The organism is Curtobacterium sp. LFS084, from assembly GCF_047977705.1.
In the GTDB taxonomy this organism is placed as follows: domain Bacteria; phylum Actinomycetota; class Actinomycetes; order Actinomycetales; family Microbacteriaceae; genus Curtobacterium.
In genome coordinates this window covers 24,100-39,659 of sequence record NZ_JBFPFM010000007.1, presented here as the reverse complement: position 1 = coordinate 39,659, position 15,560 = coordinate 24,100, and the positions used below count along the sequence as shown (strand labels likewise).

18 protein-coding genes are annotated in these 15,560 nt (G+C 70.4%); 6 read left to right on the top strand and 12 right to left on the bottom strand.

The features are described 5' to 3' along the window. Positions 1-18: 18 nt before the first annotated feature. The 3 genes from ACNQOV_RS06340 to ACNQOV_RS06330 form a co-directional block, all read right to left on the bottom strand. A complete protein-coding gene (locus ACNQOV_RS06340; RefSeq protein WP_416393833.1) occupies positions 19-279 on the bottom strand; it encodes a hypothetical protein in 261 nt (86 codons plus the stop codon). 119 nt (positions 280-398) lie between these two features. Next, entirely contained in the window at positions 399-989 is a 591-nt protein-coding gene (locus ACNQOV_RS06335) for a hypothetical protein (RefSeq protein ID WP_416393832.1), read from the bottom strand. A gap of 219 nt (positions 990-1,208) precedes the next feature. Continuing rightward, positions 1,209-1,664 carry a hypothetical protein gene (locus ACNQOV_RS06330; RefSeq protein ID WP_416393831.1) on the bottom strand — a complete coding sequence of 152 codons (456 nt, stop codon included), beginning with the start codon at positions 1,662-1,664 and terminating at the stop codon, positions 1,209-1,211. Between the two features lie 548 nt (positions 1,665-2,212). On the opposite strand from ACNQOV_RS06330, the gene ACNQOV_RS06325 reads away from it, so the two are divergent. Next, the gene (locus tag ACNQOV_RS06325; RefSeq protein WP_416393830.1) at positions 2,213-2,977 is read left to right on the top strand and encodes a TIGR02391 family protein; all 765 of its coding nucleotides are present in this window, start codon (positions 2,213-2,215) and stop codon (positions 2,975-2,977) included. Between the two features lie 101 nt (positions 2,978-3,078). Here ACNQOV_RS06325 and ACNQOV_RS06320 read toward each other — a convergent pair whose 3' ends face one another. Genes ACNQOV_RS06320 through ACNQOV_RS06310 form a run of 3 tightly spaced genes read right to left on the bottom strand, consistent with a single transcriptional unit; the run spans position 3,079 to position 4,763 of the window. Next, the gene (locus ACNQOV_RS06320; protein ID WP_416393829.1) at positions 3,079-3,237 is read right to left on the bottom strand and encodes a hypothetical protein; all 159 of its coding nucleotides are present in this window, start codon (positions 3,235-3,237) and stop codon (positions 3,079-3,081) included. Between the two features lie 60 nt (positions 3,238-3,297). Further along, on the bottom strand, positions 3,298-4,014 hold the full coding sequence (locus tag ACNQOV_RS06315) for a hypothetical protein (RefSeq protein ID WP_416393828.1): 717 nt from the start codon (positions 4,012-4,014) through the stop codon (positions 3,298-3,300). 5 nt (positions 4,015-4,019) lie between these two features. After that, positions 4,020-4,763, bottom strand: a complete 744-nt coding sequence (locus tag ACNQOV_RS06310) for a hypothetical protein (protein WP_416393827.1) — start codon at positions 4,761-4,763, stop codon at positions 4,020-4,022. A 378-nt stretch (positions 4,764-5,141) separates the two neighbouring features. Between ACNQOV_RS06310 and ACNQOV_RS06305 the strand changes: the two genes are divergently transcribed. Further along, a complete protein-coding gene (locus ACNQOV_RS06305) occupies positions 5,142-5,360 on the top strand; it encodes a hypothetical protein (RefSeq protein WP_416393826.1) in 219 nt (72 codons plus the stop codon). 490 nt (positions 5,361-5,850) lie between these two features. After that, positions 5,851-6,315, top strand: a complete 465-nt coding sequence (locus ACNQOV_RS06300; protein ID WP_416393893.1) for a GNAT family N-acetyltransferase — start codon at positions 5,851-5,853, stop codon at positions 6,313-6,315. Between the two features lie 544 nt (positions 6,316-6,859). Here ACNQOV_RS06300 and ACNQOV_RS06295 read toward each other — a convergent pair. The 4 genes from ACNQOV_RS06295 to ACNQOV_RS06280 all read right to left on the bottom strand — a co-directional run bounded on the left by ACNQOV_RS06295 (position 6,860) and on the right by ACNQOV_RS06280 (position 10,499). Next, on the bottom strand, positions 6,860-7,819 hold the full coding sequence (locus ACNQOV_RS06295) for a squalene cyclase (RefSeq protein WP_416393825.1): 960 nt from the start codon (positions 7,817-7,819) through the stop codon (positions 6,860-6,862). A 291-nt stretch (positions 7,820-8,110) separates the two neighbouring features. After that, on the bottom strand, positions 8,111-8,566 hold the full coding sequence (locus tag ACNQOV_RS06290; RefSeq protein WP_402269015.1) for a DUF2087 domain-containing protein: 456 nt from the start codon (positions 8,564-8,566) through the stop codon (positions 8,111-8,113). Beyond that, positions 8,566-9,885 (bottom strand): GNAT family N-acetyltransferase, encoded by a 1,320-nt coding sequence (locus ACNQOV_RS06285; protein WP_416393824.1) that lies wholly within the window; start codon positions 9,883-9,885, stop codon positions 8,566-8,568. The genes ACNQOV_RS06290 and ACNQOV_RS06285 overlap by 1 nt, the downstream gene beginning before the upstream one ends. Before the next feature lie 119 nt (positions 9,886-10,004). Further along, positions 10,005-10,499, bottom strand: coding sequence for a MarR family winged helix-turn-helix transcriptional regulator (locus ACNQOV_RS06280; protein ID WP_416393823.1), 495 nt, complete (start codon positions 10,497-10,499; stop codon positions 10,005-10,007). Positions 10,500-10,590: 91 nt separating this feature from the next. Here ACNQOV_RS06280 and ACNQOV_RS06275 point away from each other — a divergent pair, with 91 nt between their 5' ends. Beyond that, entirely contained in the window at positions 10,591-11,520 is a 930-nt protein-coding gene (locus tag ACNQOV_RS06275; protein WP_416393821.1) for an NADP-dependent oxidoreductase, read from the top strand. A gap of 51 nt (positions 11,521-11,571) precedes the next feature. Here ACNQOV_RS06275 and ACNQOV_RS06270 read toward each other — a convergent pair whose 3' ends face one another. After that, a complete protein-coding gene (locus tag ACNQOV_RS06270; protein ID WP_416393820.1) occupies positions 11,572-13,083 on the bottom strand; it encodes a cryptochrome/photolyase family protein in 1,512 nt (503 codons plus the stop codon). A 205-nt stretch (positions 13,084-13,288) separates the two neighbouring features. On the opposite strand from ACNQOV_RS06270, the gene ACNQOV_RS06265 reads away from it, so the two are divergent. Beyond that, positions 13,289-14,155 carry an SDR family oxidoreductase gene (locus tag ACNQOV_RS06265; RefSeq protein ID WP_402269035.1) on the top strand — a complete coding sequence of 289 codons (867 nt, stop codon included), beginning with the start codon at positions 13,289-13,291 and terminating at the stop codon, positions 14,153-14,155. A 94-nt stretch (positions 14,156-14,249) separates the two neighbouring features. Here the strand turns inward: ACNQOV_RS06265 and ACNQOV_RS06260 are convergent, their stop codons facing one another. Further along, positions 14,250-14,777 (bottom strand): hypothetical protein, encoded by a 528-nt coding sequence (locus tag ACNQOV_RS06260; protein ID WP_416393819.1) that lies wholly within the window; start codon positions 14,775-14,777, stop codon positions 14,250-14,252. Between the two features lie 109 nt (positions 14,778-14,886). On the opposite strand from ACNQOV_RS06260, the gene pnuC reads away from it, so the two are divergent. Further along, entirely contained in the window at positions 14,887-15,552 is a 666-nt protein-coding gene (gene pnuC / locus ACNQOV_RS06255; RefSeq protein WP_416393818.1) for a nicotinamide riboside transporter PnuC, read from the top strand. Positions 15,553-15,560: the final 8 nt, after the last annotated feature.

The following is a 15,560-nucleotide window of genomic DNA, read 5'->3' as shown; positions in this document are numbered from 1 at the left end:
ACCCCGCGTCGCGTGCGCTCAGCCGTCGACCGGCTCCGCCGACCGTGCAGCCCGGACGATCTGCCAGACCGCGAGGGCGACGACGACCGCTCCCGCGGACCCGGCGATCCACGATCCGGCGATCCCGAGCACGGGCGCGGTCTCGCAGGAGCTCGTGGCGTGGCCGGGAGCGGCGTCGGAGCAGCTGGTCACCTGGACCAGGAGCAACCAGAGCACCGTCACGGCCACGATGACCGCCACCGTGCTCCACCCCACCACTCGCCCGACTGCTCGCTCCACGACCTGCTCCGTCCCCCGACGTTCCCGTGACCAGGCTCGCACGGTCCGGGCCGATCGCTGGTCTCGATCGCGCAACGGGACGCGGGTCCGTCAGCCGGTCGGGCGGTCGTCCCGCGGCGTCAGCCGGTCGGGCGGTCGTCCCGCGGCGACGGCCTGGAGGCGCGCCCCGCGCCCGTCACGCCGGGTGCGGTGATCCGCTGTTCCTGCCTGCGCGCTCGCGAGACGACGATGATCGTGCCGGTGGCCGTCGCTGCCGCGACGGTTGCGAGGCCGACCCAACCCGGCAACGGCAGCAGGGCCGAGAACACCGGACCGAGCACCGGTGCTGCAGCGAACGTCCCGGTCACGATCGCAGTCAGGACCACGACCGCCGCGACGGCCCCGAGGGCGCTCGGTGGTCGACGGCGCAGGCACCAGTCGGGCAGGCCGGCGAGGGCTCCGGCAACGAGGCCGAAGACGAACGCGCCGAGGACCGCGAAGGCCAGCACCGGGATCATCATGACGAGGAAGGGCGCACCGGTGAGCGACTGCTCGACGATCATGCCCACGAGCGTCCAGAGGACCGGGACCGCGACGACGGCGATCGCACCCGCCCATGCCGTCGTCAGCGGCAGGACGGACAGGAGCGTCCGGCGCGTGGCAACGTCCTCGCTGCTCGTCGCGTCCTCGTCCGACGTGGTGTCTCTGCTGCTCGTCAGGTCCCCCGGCACGGCCACAACCCTAGGGGGCCGTCGCTGGACGCGGCCGATCCGTGCCGCCCAGGTCAGAGCTCGAAGACGTCGGACTCGAGCGCCTTCGAACGCAGCGCACCCCAGCCGTCGTCGTCGCTCCACCAGACACGAACGCCTTCGACGATCCGCCCGACCGCAACGCACCGCGCCGCAGCGTCCGGTCGACGATCGGCTGATGGACGCTGAGTACCAGCGTCTTCAATGACGCTCTCCTTGTTCCGCCCAGAACGCGCTGATTCGGTTCCGGTCGGTCCACCAGTTCACCTCTACCTCCCGTGTCAAGGCGTCGATGAGACCGCCCTCCTCTCCAGGCACACGGTCGTCGAAAACCAACTGATCCATGACGAAGCGGCCCGATGCGTCGCGGATCGGGAGATGCCCATCGGAGAATTCCAGCTCGTAGCCGTCAAAGCGACCGGTGTTGGTCCAGTACGAACGCGCCACCACAGTCGTCCCTGCTGCGGGTCCTGAACCGATGGTGCCCACGATGCCCTGCCGATCCCAGTCCGCTAGCTTCGGGACTCCGGGATGCGGCACGATCACCTCCGGCGGGGGTGAGAACCGCAGGCGCCTCGGCCAGGATTTCATAGCACGCATCTTGTCATGGTCGATCCCAGAGTGCCCTCCTGAGTCGGTATCGCTGACCAGGTTCAACGTCGACGTCTTCAATGGGTCCGACACAGACGCCGGCCGGGCCGTTGATGCCGTCGCGTACGACGATCCGTCAGCGGGCGCGGCGTCGGTCGAGCAGCTTCTGCAACCAGTTGCGCTCGCTGTTCGGTCGCGTGATGCCGATGTAGTCGAGGAGGCCGCGCAGAGCCATGACCCGAGCGTAGGGCGGCTTCTCGATAGCCGATCGTCTATCGGGCGGCGAAGCGTTCCGCGATGATGAGGGTGAATGGTGATCCACGGAAGGGCGGTCAGCGAGGTGCCGCGTTCGGATTCGGCGGCACGTTCGGATCGCTGGAGATGTGTCAGGCGTTCGCGCAGTCGGCTCGACGCGCGTGCTCCGAGTGCGGGACCACCCGAATAGTGTGGATGACCGCCGGGGCCCTCGCCGCCCAAGACGGACCAAAGCAGGCTGTAGGCGCTGCGCGCGAAGTCGTGCCAATGTTTTGAGCGGACGCCGAGGCATGGTGGTGTCGAGACTGTGCTGGCGCAGGATTCTTCGAGCAGGAGCTGCACTTCGAGGGCTTCGGCCAGTGAACGTCTCTGACGCGCTCGGGCACATCGACACCTTGAAGGCGGCAGCCTCGGACGATTACCGCGCGCTGTCCGATAGCGAGTCTCGGCTTCTGGGTTGGACGGAACAGTGCCGGGTGATCCTCGTTGGCGCGCTGGGCTCGACGCACCGACTCGTCAAGATATGGGACTACCAAAGCCAGGTCCGACAAGAGAACTACACCGTCGACGGTTCCTACGGCCGCAGGACGATGGCTGCGTGGCGTAGCGACGCGCTCCAGCGTGCGCTTCAGGTTCTCGACGCAGCCCGGTTCGCAATTGAGTCCGTCCCCACAGAGGGAGTCGCAATCGGCGCGGCCACTGTCGATAGTGAGCTGTGGGAGCACGTCGGAGGGCTTGTCACAGACGGTGCGTGGGACAAGGTGCCAGCTTCCGTCGCGATCTTCGCAGAGGTCACCGTCCGTCGATGGGCGGGCGATCCCCGTGGGAGAGACGGTGGTGTTCGAGTGGGGAAAGACCTGTACGCCAAGGCCTTCGCACCCGATGGACCGTTGCGTCTTGGCTCGCAGGCAAGCGAGTACGAGGGGTGGCGTTCCCTTGCGATGGGTTTGGCCCTGGCTGTAAGGGACGTCGATCGCCATCGCATCCAGCGCCGCGCTGACCAGCGCCCTTCTGCAATGGGCGTCCTCGGCGTTGGGAGCCTGCTACTGACGCAAGTACGTCGGGAACACCCGGATCGGGTGGTCGGCGCCGAGGCTCCTTCGGAAGGTGGAGAGAAGGACTAGCGTCCGTCCGTCTCGGTTGACCAGCGAGACAGCTTGGACGACGGTCGTGCCGCAAAGCGGTGAGGCACGCCCCGTGGGGCGTGCCTCACCGTGGTGTTCGGCTACGAGCGGTCGGCTGCGCGCTGTGCTCGACGTTCGCGCGCTTCGGCTTCTTGGCGCAGCTGCGTCGGGCTCTTCTTGAAGGAGCCCCACACGGCGATCCCAATGAGAATGAACGTCACGACAAGCACGATCGGGATGAAGCCCGGGATCAGCAGCATTTGTTTGTCCTCGCGAGGGTCAGGTGGTCCAGTTTGGCTGATTCTACGCGTTCTGGGCTCTCAGTAGTTGGTCGTCCAGGCTTTCGAGGTCGTCACCCGCAGTGAGACGTAGAGGTCCTCGCTGGTGCCGCCGCCGTTGGACTCGTACTTCGCGTGCTCCTGGGCGTAGGCCTCGAGTGAGCCGTTCTGCTTCTTCCGCTTGATGCTCACCGTGGGCCCGGACACGATGTTGCCGTACTTCACGACTCCGTTCGGGTGGTTCGCGGTGTCGATCTGCGCACCACCGGTGTAGCGCTCGTAGGTTGCGTTGAACCAGAGGTCGTACGGTCCAGTCGCGATCTCGACCTTGCAGTTGCTCTCGACGACGTAGCCGCCGCCGTTGGACTCTTTGCACCCCGTGATCTGCTCGGGCTGGAGGGACCGTGCGCCCGGCGCGGCGCTGGCGCTGTTCGACGACGGGGTCTCGAGCGACGTGACTGCGACGGAGCCGTCCGGGTACACGGATCGGCTGACGAGTTCGGTGGCGTTCTGTGTGGTGGTGGTGCTGACGGGCTTGACGGACCCGCTCATGGAGTCCAGCAGCTTGCCGCTGTCGAGCTTGGCGACGAGGGCGTCCTGCGTCGTCGCGGGGATGCCCTGACTGGTGAACCACTCACGCAGGGCGGTTTGGTCCTGCCCGCTGGTCGTAGCCGCCGTGGCTGGCGCAGCGCTGAACACCCCAGCGAGGAGTGTTCCCGTCACGGCCGTTGCGATCGCGATCTGCTTCGTTCGGTTCATCGTGTTCACCAGGACCCTCCCTTGGCGCTCGTTGCCTTGTTGCTGCCGACCTTGAGGCTGAGGCTGGCGGTGAACGATCCGCCACCCTTCGTGGAGTGGTAGGTCGTGGATGCCGTTGCGGTCGCCGGGCCTGAGGAGCTCTCCTGCTTGCGGGTGATCTTCAGCGACGGTGTGTCCGCGGTACCGGCGACGGAGTAGGCATAGGGGGCCGAGACCTCGTTGATGAGGTCGTTGTTGCTGCCCTGCACGATGTCGTACGTGGCGTGGAACGCGATCTGCAGGAAGCTGTTGTCCGCTGCGACGACACAGTTGTTGTACCGGGTGTCGTAGTGGCTTGGGGTGGTGCTGGCGCACTGGCCGACGGACTGCGGCGTCACCGTGCGCAGGGAAGCACCTGTTGTGCCGGCGCTGCCGTTCGGGTTCTGGATCTCAGACTCAGAGATCGACCCATCAGCGTAGATGGATTGGGTGACGGTGAAACCGTCGCGCTGGACCGTCTTCACAGCGGTCGGCGCCAGCCCTTCCTGCATCGAGTCCATCAGCTGGCCCCGGAGGAAGTGATCGACGAGCGGGCCGTAGGTGCTTTCCGGAACGCCGCGTGCGGCGTACCAGTCGCGCATGTGGGCGGAGACTGCCGTGTCGTTACTGGCAGCCGAGGCGGAAACAGCGGGAACGAGGGCGAGACCGGCGGCGGTGCAAACCGTCGCCGCTGCGATGCCCAAGCGCGCCCAACGTGACTTCAAACCCATTCGGATCTCCAATTCGCTTGACGGGTGGATCCCGTACGGGCCGAGTATGTGCCGCCGCAGACGCGGGCCGAGTCAACCTGAGGACGGTAGACAGATGGGTCTGCTCCGGGTTACGTTGGCAGAGTCTGTGCCCGCCTTGCGGGCCCTCGGTGGGGAGGGGACCCTGATTTCGAAGACAGCTGTGGGACTCGGCGCGCGCCGTGAGTTGCCGCCAGAGCCCGGTGGGTCGGTAGCTGGCGCCCTTGCGTCCAGCGCGAACTGGGTAGCGCGAGCGCGGCTTCGCACGCGTAGGGGCGCGTCCGCTGATCTCAGCGGACCCCCGCGACGCCATAGGCAGCATGAATCGACAGCGGCCGCGCCGCGGGCTCGAGCACCGCGGTGAACGTTCCAACGCCACCGGATGACGACCGCGCGCTCGCGGCGACGGTCGGGGCGCTACATCGCATCGCCGGTTTCATCACCGGGCAGGGACGTGGGGACGTCATCGAGCTTCGCGATGAAGCCATCCGACTCGCAGGCCAGCATCTCTCAGCCAACCGCCTCGCCGAAGTTGCCGGTGTGCCGTTTGAACTGATCATGACGGTGCTCTGCAGCTAGATGACCGCGTTGGCTATAGGCACCCGTCGACGTCAGCTCAACGAAGACGCCGCGTGGCAATCTTCTCCACGTCGGCGCGGACGGGCGTCGTGTGTCGAGTGGTGGTCCGCCTCGGCGGTAGGAACCACGGACGAGGTGGGAGCGGTCGGCGCGCATTCCGGTCGCGAGCCGGCCGCTCACCGGATGAGGGCCTTCGCCGCGGAGTGTCCCCCCACATCGTTCGCTCGCGCTCGACGTCGCGACCGCCGCCTCGGAGGCCCGTGACAGCAACACTGCCGAGCTGGCCAGCGCGGAACGGGTCCTGACCGCGTCGCTCGAGCACCTCCACCCCGTCCGCACCGACAACTGCCACCACGACGTCACGAGCGACCGGTGGCCCATCGTCTACCGAGGCATCCATTCGCGGAATGGTGTTCGAGATGCGAAGTGGCCAAAAGACAGACCCGTGCTGCTTGTTGATCCGCGGGACGTGCGGTGGGAGGCTCGGCCAATGCGAGGGAGCGAGCGAGCGCTGATCCTTCGGCCCACCACGTCTGACACCTTCCCCGCGGTGCAGGCCCTGTTCCGCGATCCGGCGTTCGAGGGATGGGGTGGTCCTGGGTTCCGGTCCGACTCGCAGCTCCGAGAGAAGTACCTGGGCGCCCGTCTCCCGGACGTCGAGTGCTTCCTGATCGAAGTCGACGACCGAGTGGTCGGCTTCACGCAGTTGTACGCCGATGGGTCGGGCGCCGGTATGGACCTCATCCTGCTCCCGGCGGAGCGCGGTGCGGGTGTCGGTCGACAGGTGGTCGAGGCCGTGCTCGAGCGGGTCCGGGCGAGCGGCAGGACCCACTTGGTGGTCGACCCGTCCCCCGAGGACCGCGATGCGGTGGCGTTCTGGCATGCTGTCGGCTTCCGCGGCCAGGGCGTGCTTGCATACCCCCTGTATGACAGGGGCGAGTCCTCGGCGGTTTGAGCGCAAAGAGGGATGCCGCGAGGAGTGGAGCCTGCACGTCGGACCACATCAGGGCGTGTTGAGCGTGCGCAGCACCAAGGACGAAGACCCGTCTCAATAGCCGATCGGTCAGCGGTCACTTCCGCCGGTTGCGGCGATCTCGGTAGAAGCCGATTGCAACGACGACCGGCAGGATGAGTAAGGCCCACCACCAGCCCCCTGCCCCTGCTGCGAACATGGGCCAAGGCTACGCCGGGCCCCAAGGACTGGAACGGGCCACTATTCGCGGCCGTTCTTCTTGCGCCACCACCCGAGGACTAGTCCGAAGATGAGGATGGCGCCGAGCGCCGGTAGTGTCCACCAGTCTCCGTTTGCACCTGCCGCGAACATGAGCCGAAGCTACGCCGCATCAGCGGAACGAGGCGTCCGATAGCCGGTCCTTCTTCGGCCATGATCGCCCGCACACTCGCCTCTCGGTCGGTCGGACGCCGGGCTGTCTCACATGGATGGTCCGGAGAACGTCTCACTGACCGTCCGTCATGTGGACGTTGTGCGATCTCCGTGCTCACACCCCGTCCCACCACCGCAGCACACGCGTTCCGACGAGCGTGAGCCAACGGGACGGCTCGCCAGCCGGGACGTCCACCTCGAACCACTGCCGACCGGGCGGACGCTCGCCCTGGAGCCAGCGTCCGTCGGCGCCCTGTGCGGCGCGGACCACCTCGATCGCCTCGGCGGCGCGGGGGTCCGGCGCAGCTCCGTCCCGGAGCGCCGCAGCCCGGAGGTGGTCGGTCGCGCGGAGCACGGTGTACTTCCAGCGGAACGGGTACGCGAACTCCGTGGCCCAGGGACCGACGAGCTCGCCGTCGGACTTCCGGTGGAGGAGTCGCCGGTCGAGCAGGTAGTCGGCGCCGCGGTGGCGGGCTTCACGCAGTTCGTCGGCGAGGGGATGCCGACCGTCGGTCAGGACCTCGTGCTGCAGGAGCCCGTCGAGCACGTTGAGGGTGGAGTGGAACGAGGACACGGTCGAGCCCTCGACCCAGTCGCAGTTCCACCCGCCGTCGCGCAGCTGGTGCTCGAGCAGCCACTGCGCGATCCCGTCGACGTCGGCTCCGAGCCATGCACCGTTCGCGAGCGTGAACGCGTTGATGCAGCAGTCGACCTCGCCGCCCCAGTACGGCAGGTCGTCGTACTCCCACCGGCTGTTCGCGTCGAGCCGCGCGGCGGTGTCCCCGAGCACCGCGGCGTCGACGCCCCACTCGCGCAGGGCGTTGAGCGACCAGGTCGTCGCGGTGTACGGCTGACCGGGGCCCTCGGGCTCGGGTTCGGCGGGGAAGTACGCGCCGCCGGCCCACTGTCCGTCCGGGTCCTGGCGGGCGAGGAGTGCTGCGCCGAGGCCCTCGGTCGCGACCCGGGCGCGGGTGGCCTGCCACGTCGAGGCAGGGGCGCCGACGAGGTCGCGCTCCACCTGCCACCGGAGGGCCGGGTCCGAGTCGAGGAGCCAGTCGACCACCGTGTCGTCCATGGCGCGGAGACTACGCCGATCACGGCGCGGAGACTACCCCGATCACGGCGCGGAGACGACCCCGACCACAGTGCGGAGACGGCCCCGACCACGGTTCGGAGACGACCCCGACCACGGCACTCGGACGCCCGCGCACGACCAGCGCACAACCGAAGTCCGTCCGAGCCGCGCGCGCCCGTGGTTCGGGCGCACTTCGGTTGTGCGCCGCCGCGCCGCCGCGCCGAACCGGGGCCGCGGAACCGCAGCGCCGAGCCGAACCGGGCCCGACCACGGCACGCGGGCGTCCGCGCCTCAGCCGACGTACCGGTACGACCCGCCGTCGTCCGTCCGCTCGAGCACACCGAGGTCCACGGCGTCGCGCCGCACGACGGCGACGTCCTCGGCGAACATCGCGATCGCGGCGTTGAGCACCGGCTCGGGGACCGCCCGGCCGGTCCCGAGCCGGTCGAACACGAGCCCGACGATGCGGACGGACAGCGGGTGGCGCTGGTCGTCCGGCGCCGGCATGCGTGCGATCCGGTCGAACTCGAGCAGCGCCGCCGGCGACTGCAACCGCTGCAGGTCCTGCGCCGTCCGCCCGAGCAACGGCGTGTCCGGGCCGTCGTCCCCGACCCAGTCGAAGGCCCGGACGGCGGCGCTCGTCCGCTCGTCGAGGGCTGCGCCGCCGACGATCGCTGCCCGGAGCGACGGGCTCGCCAGCACCGCGACGGCCTGGCGAGCCCGTGCGACCGAGTCGCGCAGGGACATCAGAAGTAGGTGATCCCGTGCGGCGCCCGCGGCGGGGTCAGCATCGCCCGCAGCAGTGCCGGCGCCGCGGGGTCCGTCGCGCGCAGCAGGCCGGCCGCGGCGAGCGTCGTCGGCGAGACCGACCCGATGAGCACCGCGCCGAGGTCCGCGACGTCGAGCTGGATTTCGGAGGCGGCCGCGTCGGCGTCCTCGGCGGTCCGTGTGACGGTGCCGCGCCCGTCGTGGACGTCCAGCCGGTACGTGCCGGCCGCGTGGCCGAGCGCGTCCGTCACGGCGAGCGTCAGCGAACCGTCGACGGCGTACGGCCGCGAGGCGAGGACCTGCTCGACGTCGAGGACGCGGAGCCAGACGTGGTCCTCCTCGTGGTCGATGTCGTACGCGCGGTTGTCGGCGAGCGCCACGACGATCGGGTCGTCGAGCCGCGAGCGGCTGTACGTGACGACGTCGTTCAGGTCGATCGAGAGCAGGAACTCCCAGAGCGACAGGTAGGCCTCGTCGGTCGCGTAGACCAGGTCGACGATCTCGAGCGTCGTGTCGCCGTCGCGGCTCTCCTTGACGCGCCACGTCACGTACCCGTCGACCTCGTCCGAGTCGTCGGGGCGGTGCACGGCGGCCCGGACGTCCTTCGCCTTCTCGCCGTCCCCGGTGCGCAGGCCGAACACGATGGGCCAGGTGCCGGTGTTCCGGACCATGGAGCCCGGCGTCCGTGCGTCGAACCGGTCGAAGACGGCCCGGCCGGGGCCGTCCGCGAGCCACTCGGGCGTGACGACGCTGACGACACCGGTGGTCGGGACGAGGAACGGCAGTGCACGCGCTCGGCGGACCCGGACGGCCCGCTCGCGGATTGCACTGCCGAAGCCGAAGCGGCGGTAGATGGTGCCCTCGGACGCCGTCAGCGAGGCGATCGCGTAGCCCTCGGCGACGCCGCGCTCGAGGGCGTGCGTCATCATCGCGCGGAGGATCCCGCGGCGGCGTTCGGTCGGTCGAACGGTCACGGCGGAGATCGCCTGGGTGTCGATCGACGTGCCGTCGCCCCAGCTCAGCGCCTTGCCGAACCAAGCGAAGGTGCCGGCCGGCCAGGTCTCGTCGACGGAGCCCGGCGCGGGACGGCGCACGTGGGCGCCGAGCCAGGTCTGGTCGTCGACGACGAAGTCCGCGACCATCTGCGCGGCCACCTCGCCCCCGGGGTGGGGCTCGTGGAACCCGAGCCCGACGGCCTGCATCCATGCCTCGGTCTCGGCGTTCGGTGCCCCCTGCTCGTCCGTCCCGGGCGCGAAGGCGCGCAGCTCGTAGCGGTCGTCGAATGCCTCGTTGCTCACGTTCTCGACCCTATCGGGGTCGAGTGACGGAACGACAGGCACGACGGGCGTGCCAGGAGGCGCGGCTCGGCCCCGCCACTCGCCGCACGCGGGTGCGGATCACGCTGGCCCGCGGCGGCTCACCTCCCGGCGCGGCGGGACGCCGATCGGGGCGGGTTCTTCCGGAGGTGCTCGCGGATCCGCCCGAGGACCCGGTCGAGCTCGGCAGCGTCGTCGTCCGTGATCGGTGCGAACAACAGCCCGTGCACGGTGCCGATGTGCCCGGGGAACACCGCGGCGAGGACGTCCCGTCCGGCGTCGGTCAGCGAGACCACGGTGCTGCGCTCGTCGTCGGGCGAGGGGCCGCGCGTGACGAGGCCGCGCTGCTCGAGCAGCTGCGCCTGGTACGTCAGGCCGCTCCGGCTGTAGACGACGCCGTCGGCGAGGTCCGTCATCCGCAGGTGGCCGTCGGGGGAGTCGCCGAGTCGGGCCAGCAGCTGGAACTGCACGTACGACAACCCGCCGGCGTCCTTGAGCTGCTGCTCGACCGAGGGGCGGAGGAGCGCGCTCACCTCGGTGAAGGCGAGGTAGGCGCGCAGCTGTGTCGGGGTGAGGGACGACGGGGTTCCGGACATGCCGCCATCCTACCTGTTGCTTCGAGTTCGAAGCAGTGGTACGGTCACACCAATCGCTTCGAATTCGAAGCACAACGCAGAGGAGTCCATCATGAAGGCAGTGCAGTTCCACGAGGTCGGCGGTCCCGAGGTCCTCACCTACGGCGACGTCGACCAGCCGGTGCCGGCCGCGGGCGAGGTCCTCGTCCGGGTCGCCGCGTCGGCGTACAACGCGGCGGACAACGGCATGCGCGGCGGGTTCCTGCCGATCCCCGTCGTGCTCCCGCACGTCCCCGGGTACGACGTCTCGGGCACGGTCGACGCGCTCGGGGACGGTGTCACGGAGCTCGCGGTCGGCGACGCGGTGATCGGGTTCCTGCCGATGGAGCAGGACGGCGGAGCGGCCGAGTACGTCGTCGCGCCGGCCGACGCCCTCGTCCCCGCGCCGACCAGCATCCCCCTGGCGGACGCCGCGGCCCTGCCGTCGGTGGCGCTCACGGCGTGGCAGGCGCTCTTCGACGAGGGGCGGCTCGAGGCCGGGCAGCGGGTGCTGATCGTCGGTGCCGGCGGCGTGGTCGGGAAGTACGCGATCCAGCTCGCGAAGCGCGCCGGCGTCGAGGTGATCGCCACCGCCAGCCCGCGGAGCATCGACGCCGTCCGTGCCGCCGGTGCCGACCAGGTCGTCGACCACACCACGACCGACGTCCTGCGGGCGGTCGACGGCCAGGTCGACGTCCTGCTCAACCTCGCGCCGATCGAACCCGAGCAGTTCGCCGCGTTCGTGGCCGCGGTCCGCGACGGCGGCGCGGTCGTGAGCACGACGGCGTTCATGGCGACCCCGGGGGACGAATCCCGCGGAGTCCGTGCGGCGACGGTGTTCGTGCTCCGGAACCGCGAGCGGCTGGCCGAGCTCGTGCGGCTCGTCGACGCCGGCGAGCTCACGGTCGAGGTGACGCGGCGCATCCCGCTGACCGAACTGCAGGCACTGCACACCGAGGGTGCGGCCGGACGGATCGCCGGCAAGGTCGTCGTCCTCGTCTGAGTGACCAGCGACCCGGTGGGTGGGTGGTGACCCACCACCGGGCCGGGCCGGTCAGGGGGTGCCGCGTCGAGCCTCCTGGGCGACGACCTCGTCGAGGTCCGACAGCTTCCGCATCTGCTGCAGCGGCCGGGCCATCCGGTTGTTGTGCCGCAGCGCCGGCTCCGTCCGTGCGAGGAACGCCCAGTACCCCGCCGTGAACGGGCAGGCGTCCTCGCCGGTGCGCTTCGTCGGGTCGAACCGGCAGCCACCGCAGTGGTCGGACATCCGGTCGATGTACCGACCGCCAGAGGCGTAGGGCTTCGTCGCGACCATCCCGCCGTCCGCGTGCTGCGACATCCCGATGATGTTCGCCGGCATCACCCAGTCCGTGCCGTCGACGAACACGTCGGTGAACCACTCGGTCAGCTGGACGGGCTCGTAGCCGCGCTGCAACGCCCAGTTGCCGAGCACCATCAGCCGCTGGATGTGGTGCAGCCACCCGTGCTCGTGCAGACCGTCGACGGCGGTGCGGAGGCACACGGCGTCGATGTCGGACGCGTCCAGCTCCCGCCACCAGCGGGGGAGCCGCTCGTGGGCGTCGAGCGCGTTCTCGGTCGCACCGTAGTCGTCGCCGAACCACCAGTACAGGTGCCAGACGTAGTCCCGCCACCCGGCGATCTGCCGGACGAAGCCCTCGACGCTCGCGAGCGGCGCGTCGTCGTCCCGGTGCGCCACGAGCGCCGCCTCGATCGCGTCGCGCGGGTCGAGGACGCCGAGGTTCATCGGGACGCTGAGCAGCGAGTGCGCCATCGTCCAGTCGTTCGTCAGCGTGGCGTCCTCGAACGGGCCGAAGTCGTTCAGCCGACTCGACACGAAGTCCGCCAGTGCCTGCTGCGCCTCGTCGTGGGTCACGGCGAAGCGTCGACGGTCGTCCGCCCCGACGAACCGGGCGACACCGTCCCGCTCCCACCGGTCGAGGTCGCGGCGGACCTCGTCGTCGATCGCGTCCTCCTCCGGCCACCACGGCTCCGGCAGGCCGAGCGTCGTCGCGCCCTTGGGCGGCGGTTCGCGGTTCTGGTCGTCGAGGCTGAACTTCCCGCCGACCGGCTTCTCCGAGCGCATCAGCCACCCCTCGCGCTTGCGGACGCGCTCGTAGAACGTCTCCATCCGGAACCGGCCGGTGCCCTGCGCGGCCCACTCGGCGAACTCGTCCTCGTCGGTGACGAAGCCACGGCTCGGCAGCACCTCGGTACCCCGACCCCAGTGCCGGACCTGCGCGCGGAGGGAGCGGGACGGCGGGTCCACCACCTCGAGGTCGTCGCGCCCGACCAGTGCCTCCTTGAGCGTCTCGACCCGGACGTGCTCGACGCGGTCGCCCTCGCCGGCGTCCCGGAGCTCCTGGACGCGGTGCCGGAGCGCGCTCAGCCACAGGTGGGCCTTGGCGCGGTGCATCGGCCTGGCGGTGAAGAACTCGCGGGCCTCGACCACCAGCAGCGGGCCGCCGTCGTCGAAGTCCGGCCCGTACTGCCCCGGCAGGATCAGGCGGCGTCGCGGACCCGCGCCGCCGGAGTGCTCGTCCGTCATGCGCCGGACGCTACGCGAGCGCCGACGACTGGGCGCGGGACGTCCCCCGACTGCTCGGCGGGTTCCGGGCTGGGGGCACGCACACCGCGCCCGAGGTGTCCTGCCCCGACGCGCGGCCGCTGTGTAGGGTGACTCGCATGCAGTGCATCTGAGCCGCTTCCGACACCCACCAGTGCGCCACGTCGGCGCCGTCGAAAGGTTCACCATGTCCGCATTCCTGCCCCTGCACGGCAAGACCGCCCTCGTCACCGGCGTGTCCCGACGCCGCGGCATCGGGTTCGCCGTCGCCTCGAAGCTCGCGTCCCTCGGCGCCAGCGTCGTCATCCACCACCACCGTCCGCACGACCTCGACCTGCCGTGGGGCGGCGACGACCTCGACGCGGTCCGCGACGGCGTCCGCGCGCACCTGACCGAGGGAGCGCGGTTCGCCGACCTCCCCGCCGACCTGTCCGACTCGTCCACGATCCCCGGGCTGATCGCGACCGCCGCCGCGCTCACCGGGACGCTCGACGTCCTCGTGTGCAACCACGCGAAGAGCGGCGACGACGGCAGCATCCTCGACATGACCCCCGAGCGGCTCAGCGCCTTCTGGGAGGTCAACACCCGCGCGACCGTGCTCCTCACCGCCGAGTTCGCGCGGTTGCGGGCGCCGCGGCCCGACGAGCCGCGGCGACCCGGCGACCGGATCCAGGGAAACGGTCCGTACCCGGGGCCGCAGGGCCACGTGTTCTGGATGACCTCGGGGCAGATCCACGGCGCCATGCGCGGCGAGGTGGCCTACGCCGCGAGCAAGGCGGCACTCGCGGGGGTCACGGCGACGGTGGCGCAGGAGCTCCTCGAGCTCGGCATCGTCCTGAACACGATCAACCCCGGGCCGGTGAACACCGGGTACCTGGACCCCGAGACCACCGACCGGTCGCTGGACGACCTCGACGATTGGATCGCGACCACGCCGTTCGGTCGCGTCGGCAGGCCGGAGGACCCCGCCGAGCTCATCGCGTGGCTGGCGACGTCGGCGGGGAGCTGGGTCGTCGGCCAGGTGCTCACCTCGGACGGCGGCTTCAGCCTCTGACGCGGCCACGGCCACGGTCGTCGGCCAGACCACGGTCGGACGGGAGGCGCGGTGCGGGCCCGCACCGCGCCTCGTGTCCGCCGTCCGGTCGCGGTCAGTCGGTGGCGCCCGGCGGCGGGTCGAGCAGCAGGCCGACGCGGTCGGCCAGGTAGGCCTCGAGGGGGACGGTGGTGCCCGCGGTGGGGGACCAGCGGACGGCGGGGACCCCGTCCGCTATGACGAGCACCCCGTCCGAGCCGACGAGCGAGCCGTCGAGGGGGATCGGTGTCGCCCCGTGGTTCACGGTGTCGCCCGGCTCGAAGTGCCCCTTCTGCGCCGCCGCCCGGTACGCGCGACGGACCTCGGCGGAGACCGACACGAACTGCGAGCGACCGGGCTCGGTCACGCGCGTGATCCGACCGGTCGCCCAGACCCGGCCGTCGGTCTCGGGCGAGGACCCGAGCAGCAGGGCACCGACGCGCCAGACCCGGCCGAGGGAGCGGATGGTGGGGTCACGCCGGATGCCGAGCAACGCCCTCGGTTCGACGTACTCGCCGAGGGCCTCGTCGGGGACGTCGGCGTCGCGGAGTCGTCGGGCGGCGTCGTCGAGCAGCGCCCTCGCCCGTTCCACGCCGTCCGTCACGGCACCCGAGCGTAGTCGGGTGGTCGCCCCCGCCACACCCCGTCGACCGGCCGCCCGGAATGCCGGGTGCCGTGCGGCCGTTGCACCGTCCGGAAACGAGGAGGGCCCCATGGGCATCGTGCGGTGGCTGTTCGACGCGCAGCTCGTCATCGGCGACCAGACCGTGCTCTGGCGCGAGGTGATCGGCAACGTGTTCGGCTTGCTCAGCGCCCTCGGTGGGATGCGCCGCAGGGTCTGGGCCTGGCCGGTCGGCATCGTCGGCAACGCCCTGCTCTTCACCGTCTTCATGGGGGCGCTCTTCGACACCCCCAACCCGGTGAACCTGCTCGGTCAGGCCGGTCGCCAGGTGATGTTCATCATCGTCAGCGTCTACGGCTGGTACCGCTGGACGCACCGCCCCGAGGACGTGACGACCGTGATCGAGCCGCGCTGGGCCTCCTGGCGCGCCCGCGCAATGCTCGTCCTCGCGCTGGTGGGCGGCACCGCCGTGCTGACCCCGGTGTTCCGAGCCCTCGGCTCGTACGAGCCGGTGTGGAGCGACGCCTGGATCTTCGTCGGCTCGCTGCTCGCGACCTACGGCATGGCGAAGGGCTGGGTGGAGTTCTGGCTCATCTGGGTCGCGGTCGACCTGGTCGGCGTGCCGCTGCTCTTCTCGGCCGGGTACTACGCCTCCGGGCTCATGTACGTGTTCTACGGGGTCTTCACGCTGGCCGGGTTCTTCGTCTGGATGCGACAGCGGACGCGGCCCCCGGCGGCGGCCGTCACGGTCGGCTGACCTCGGGT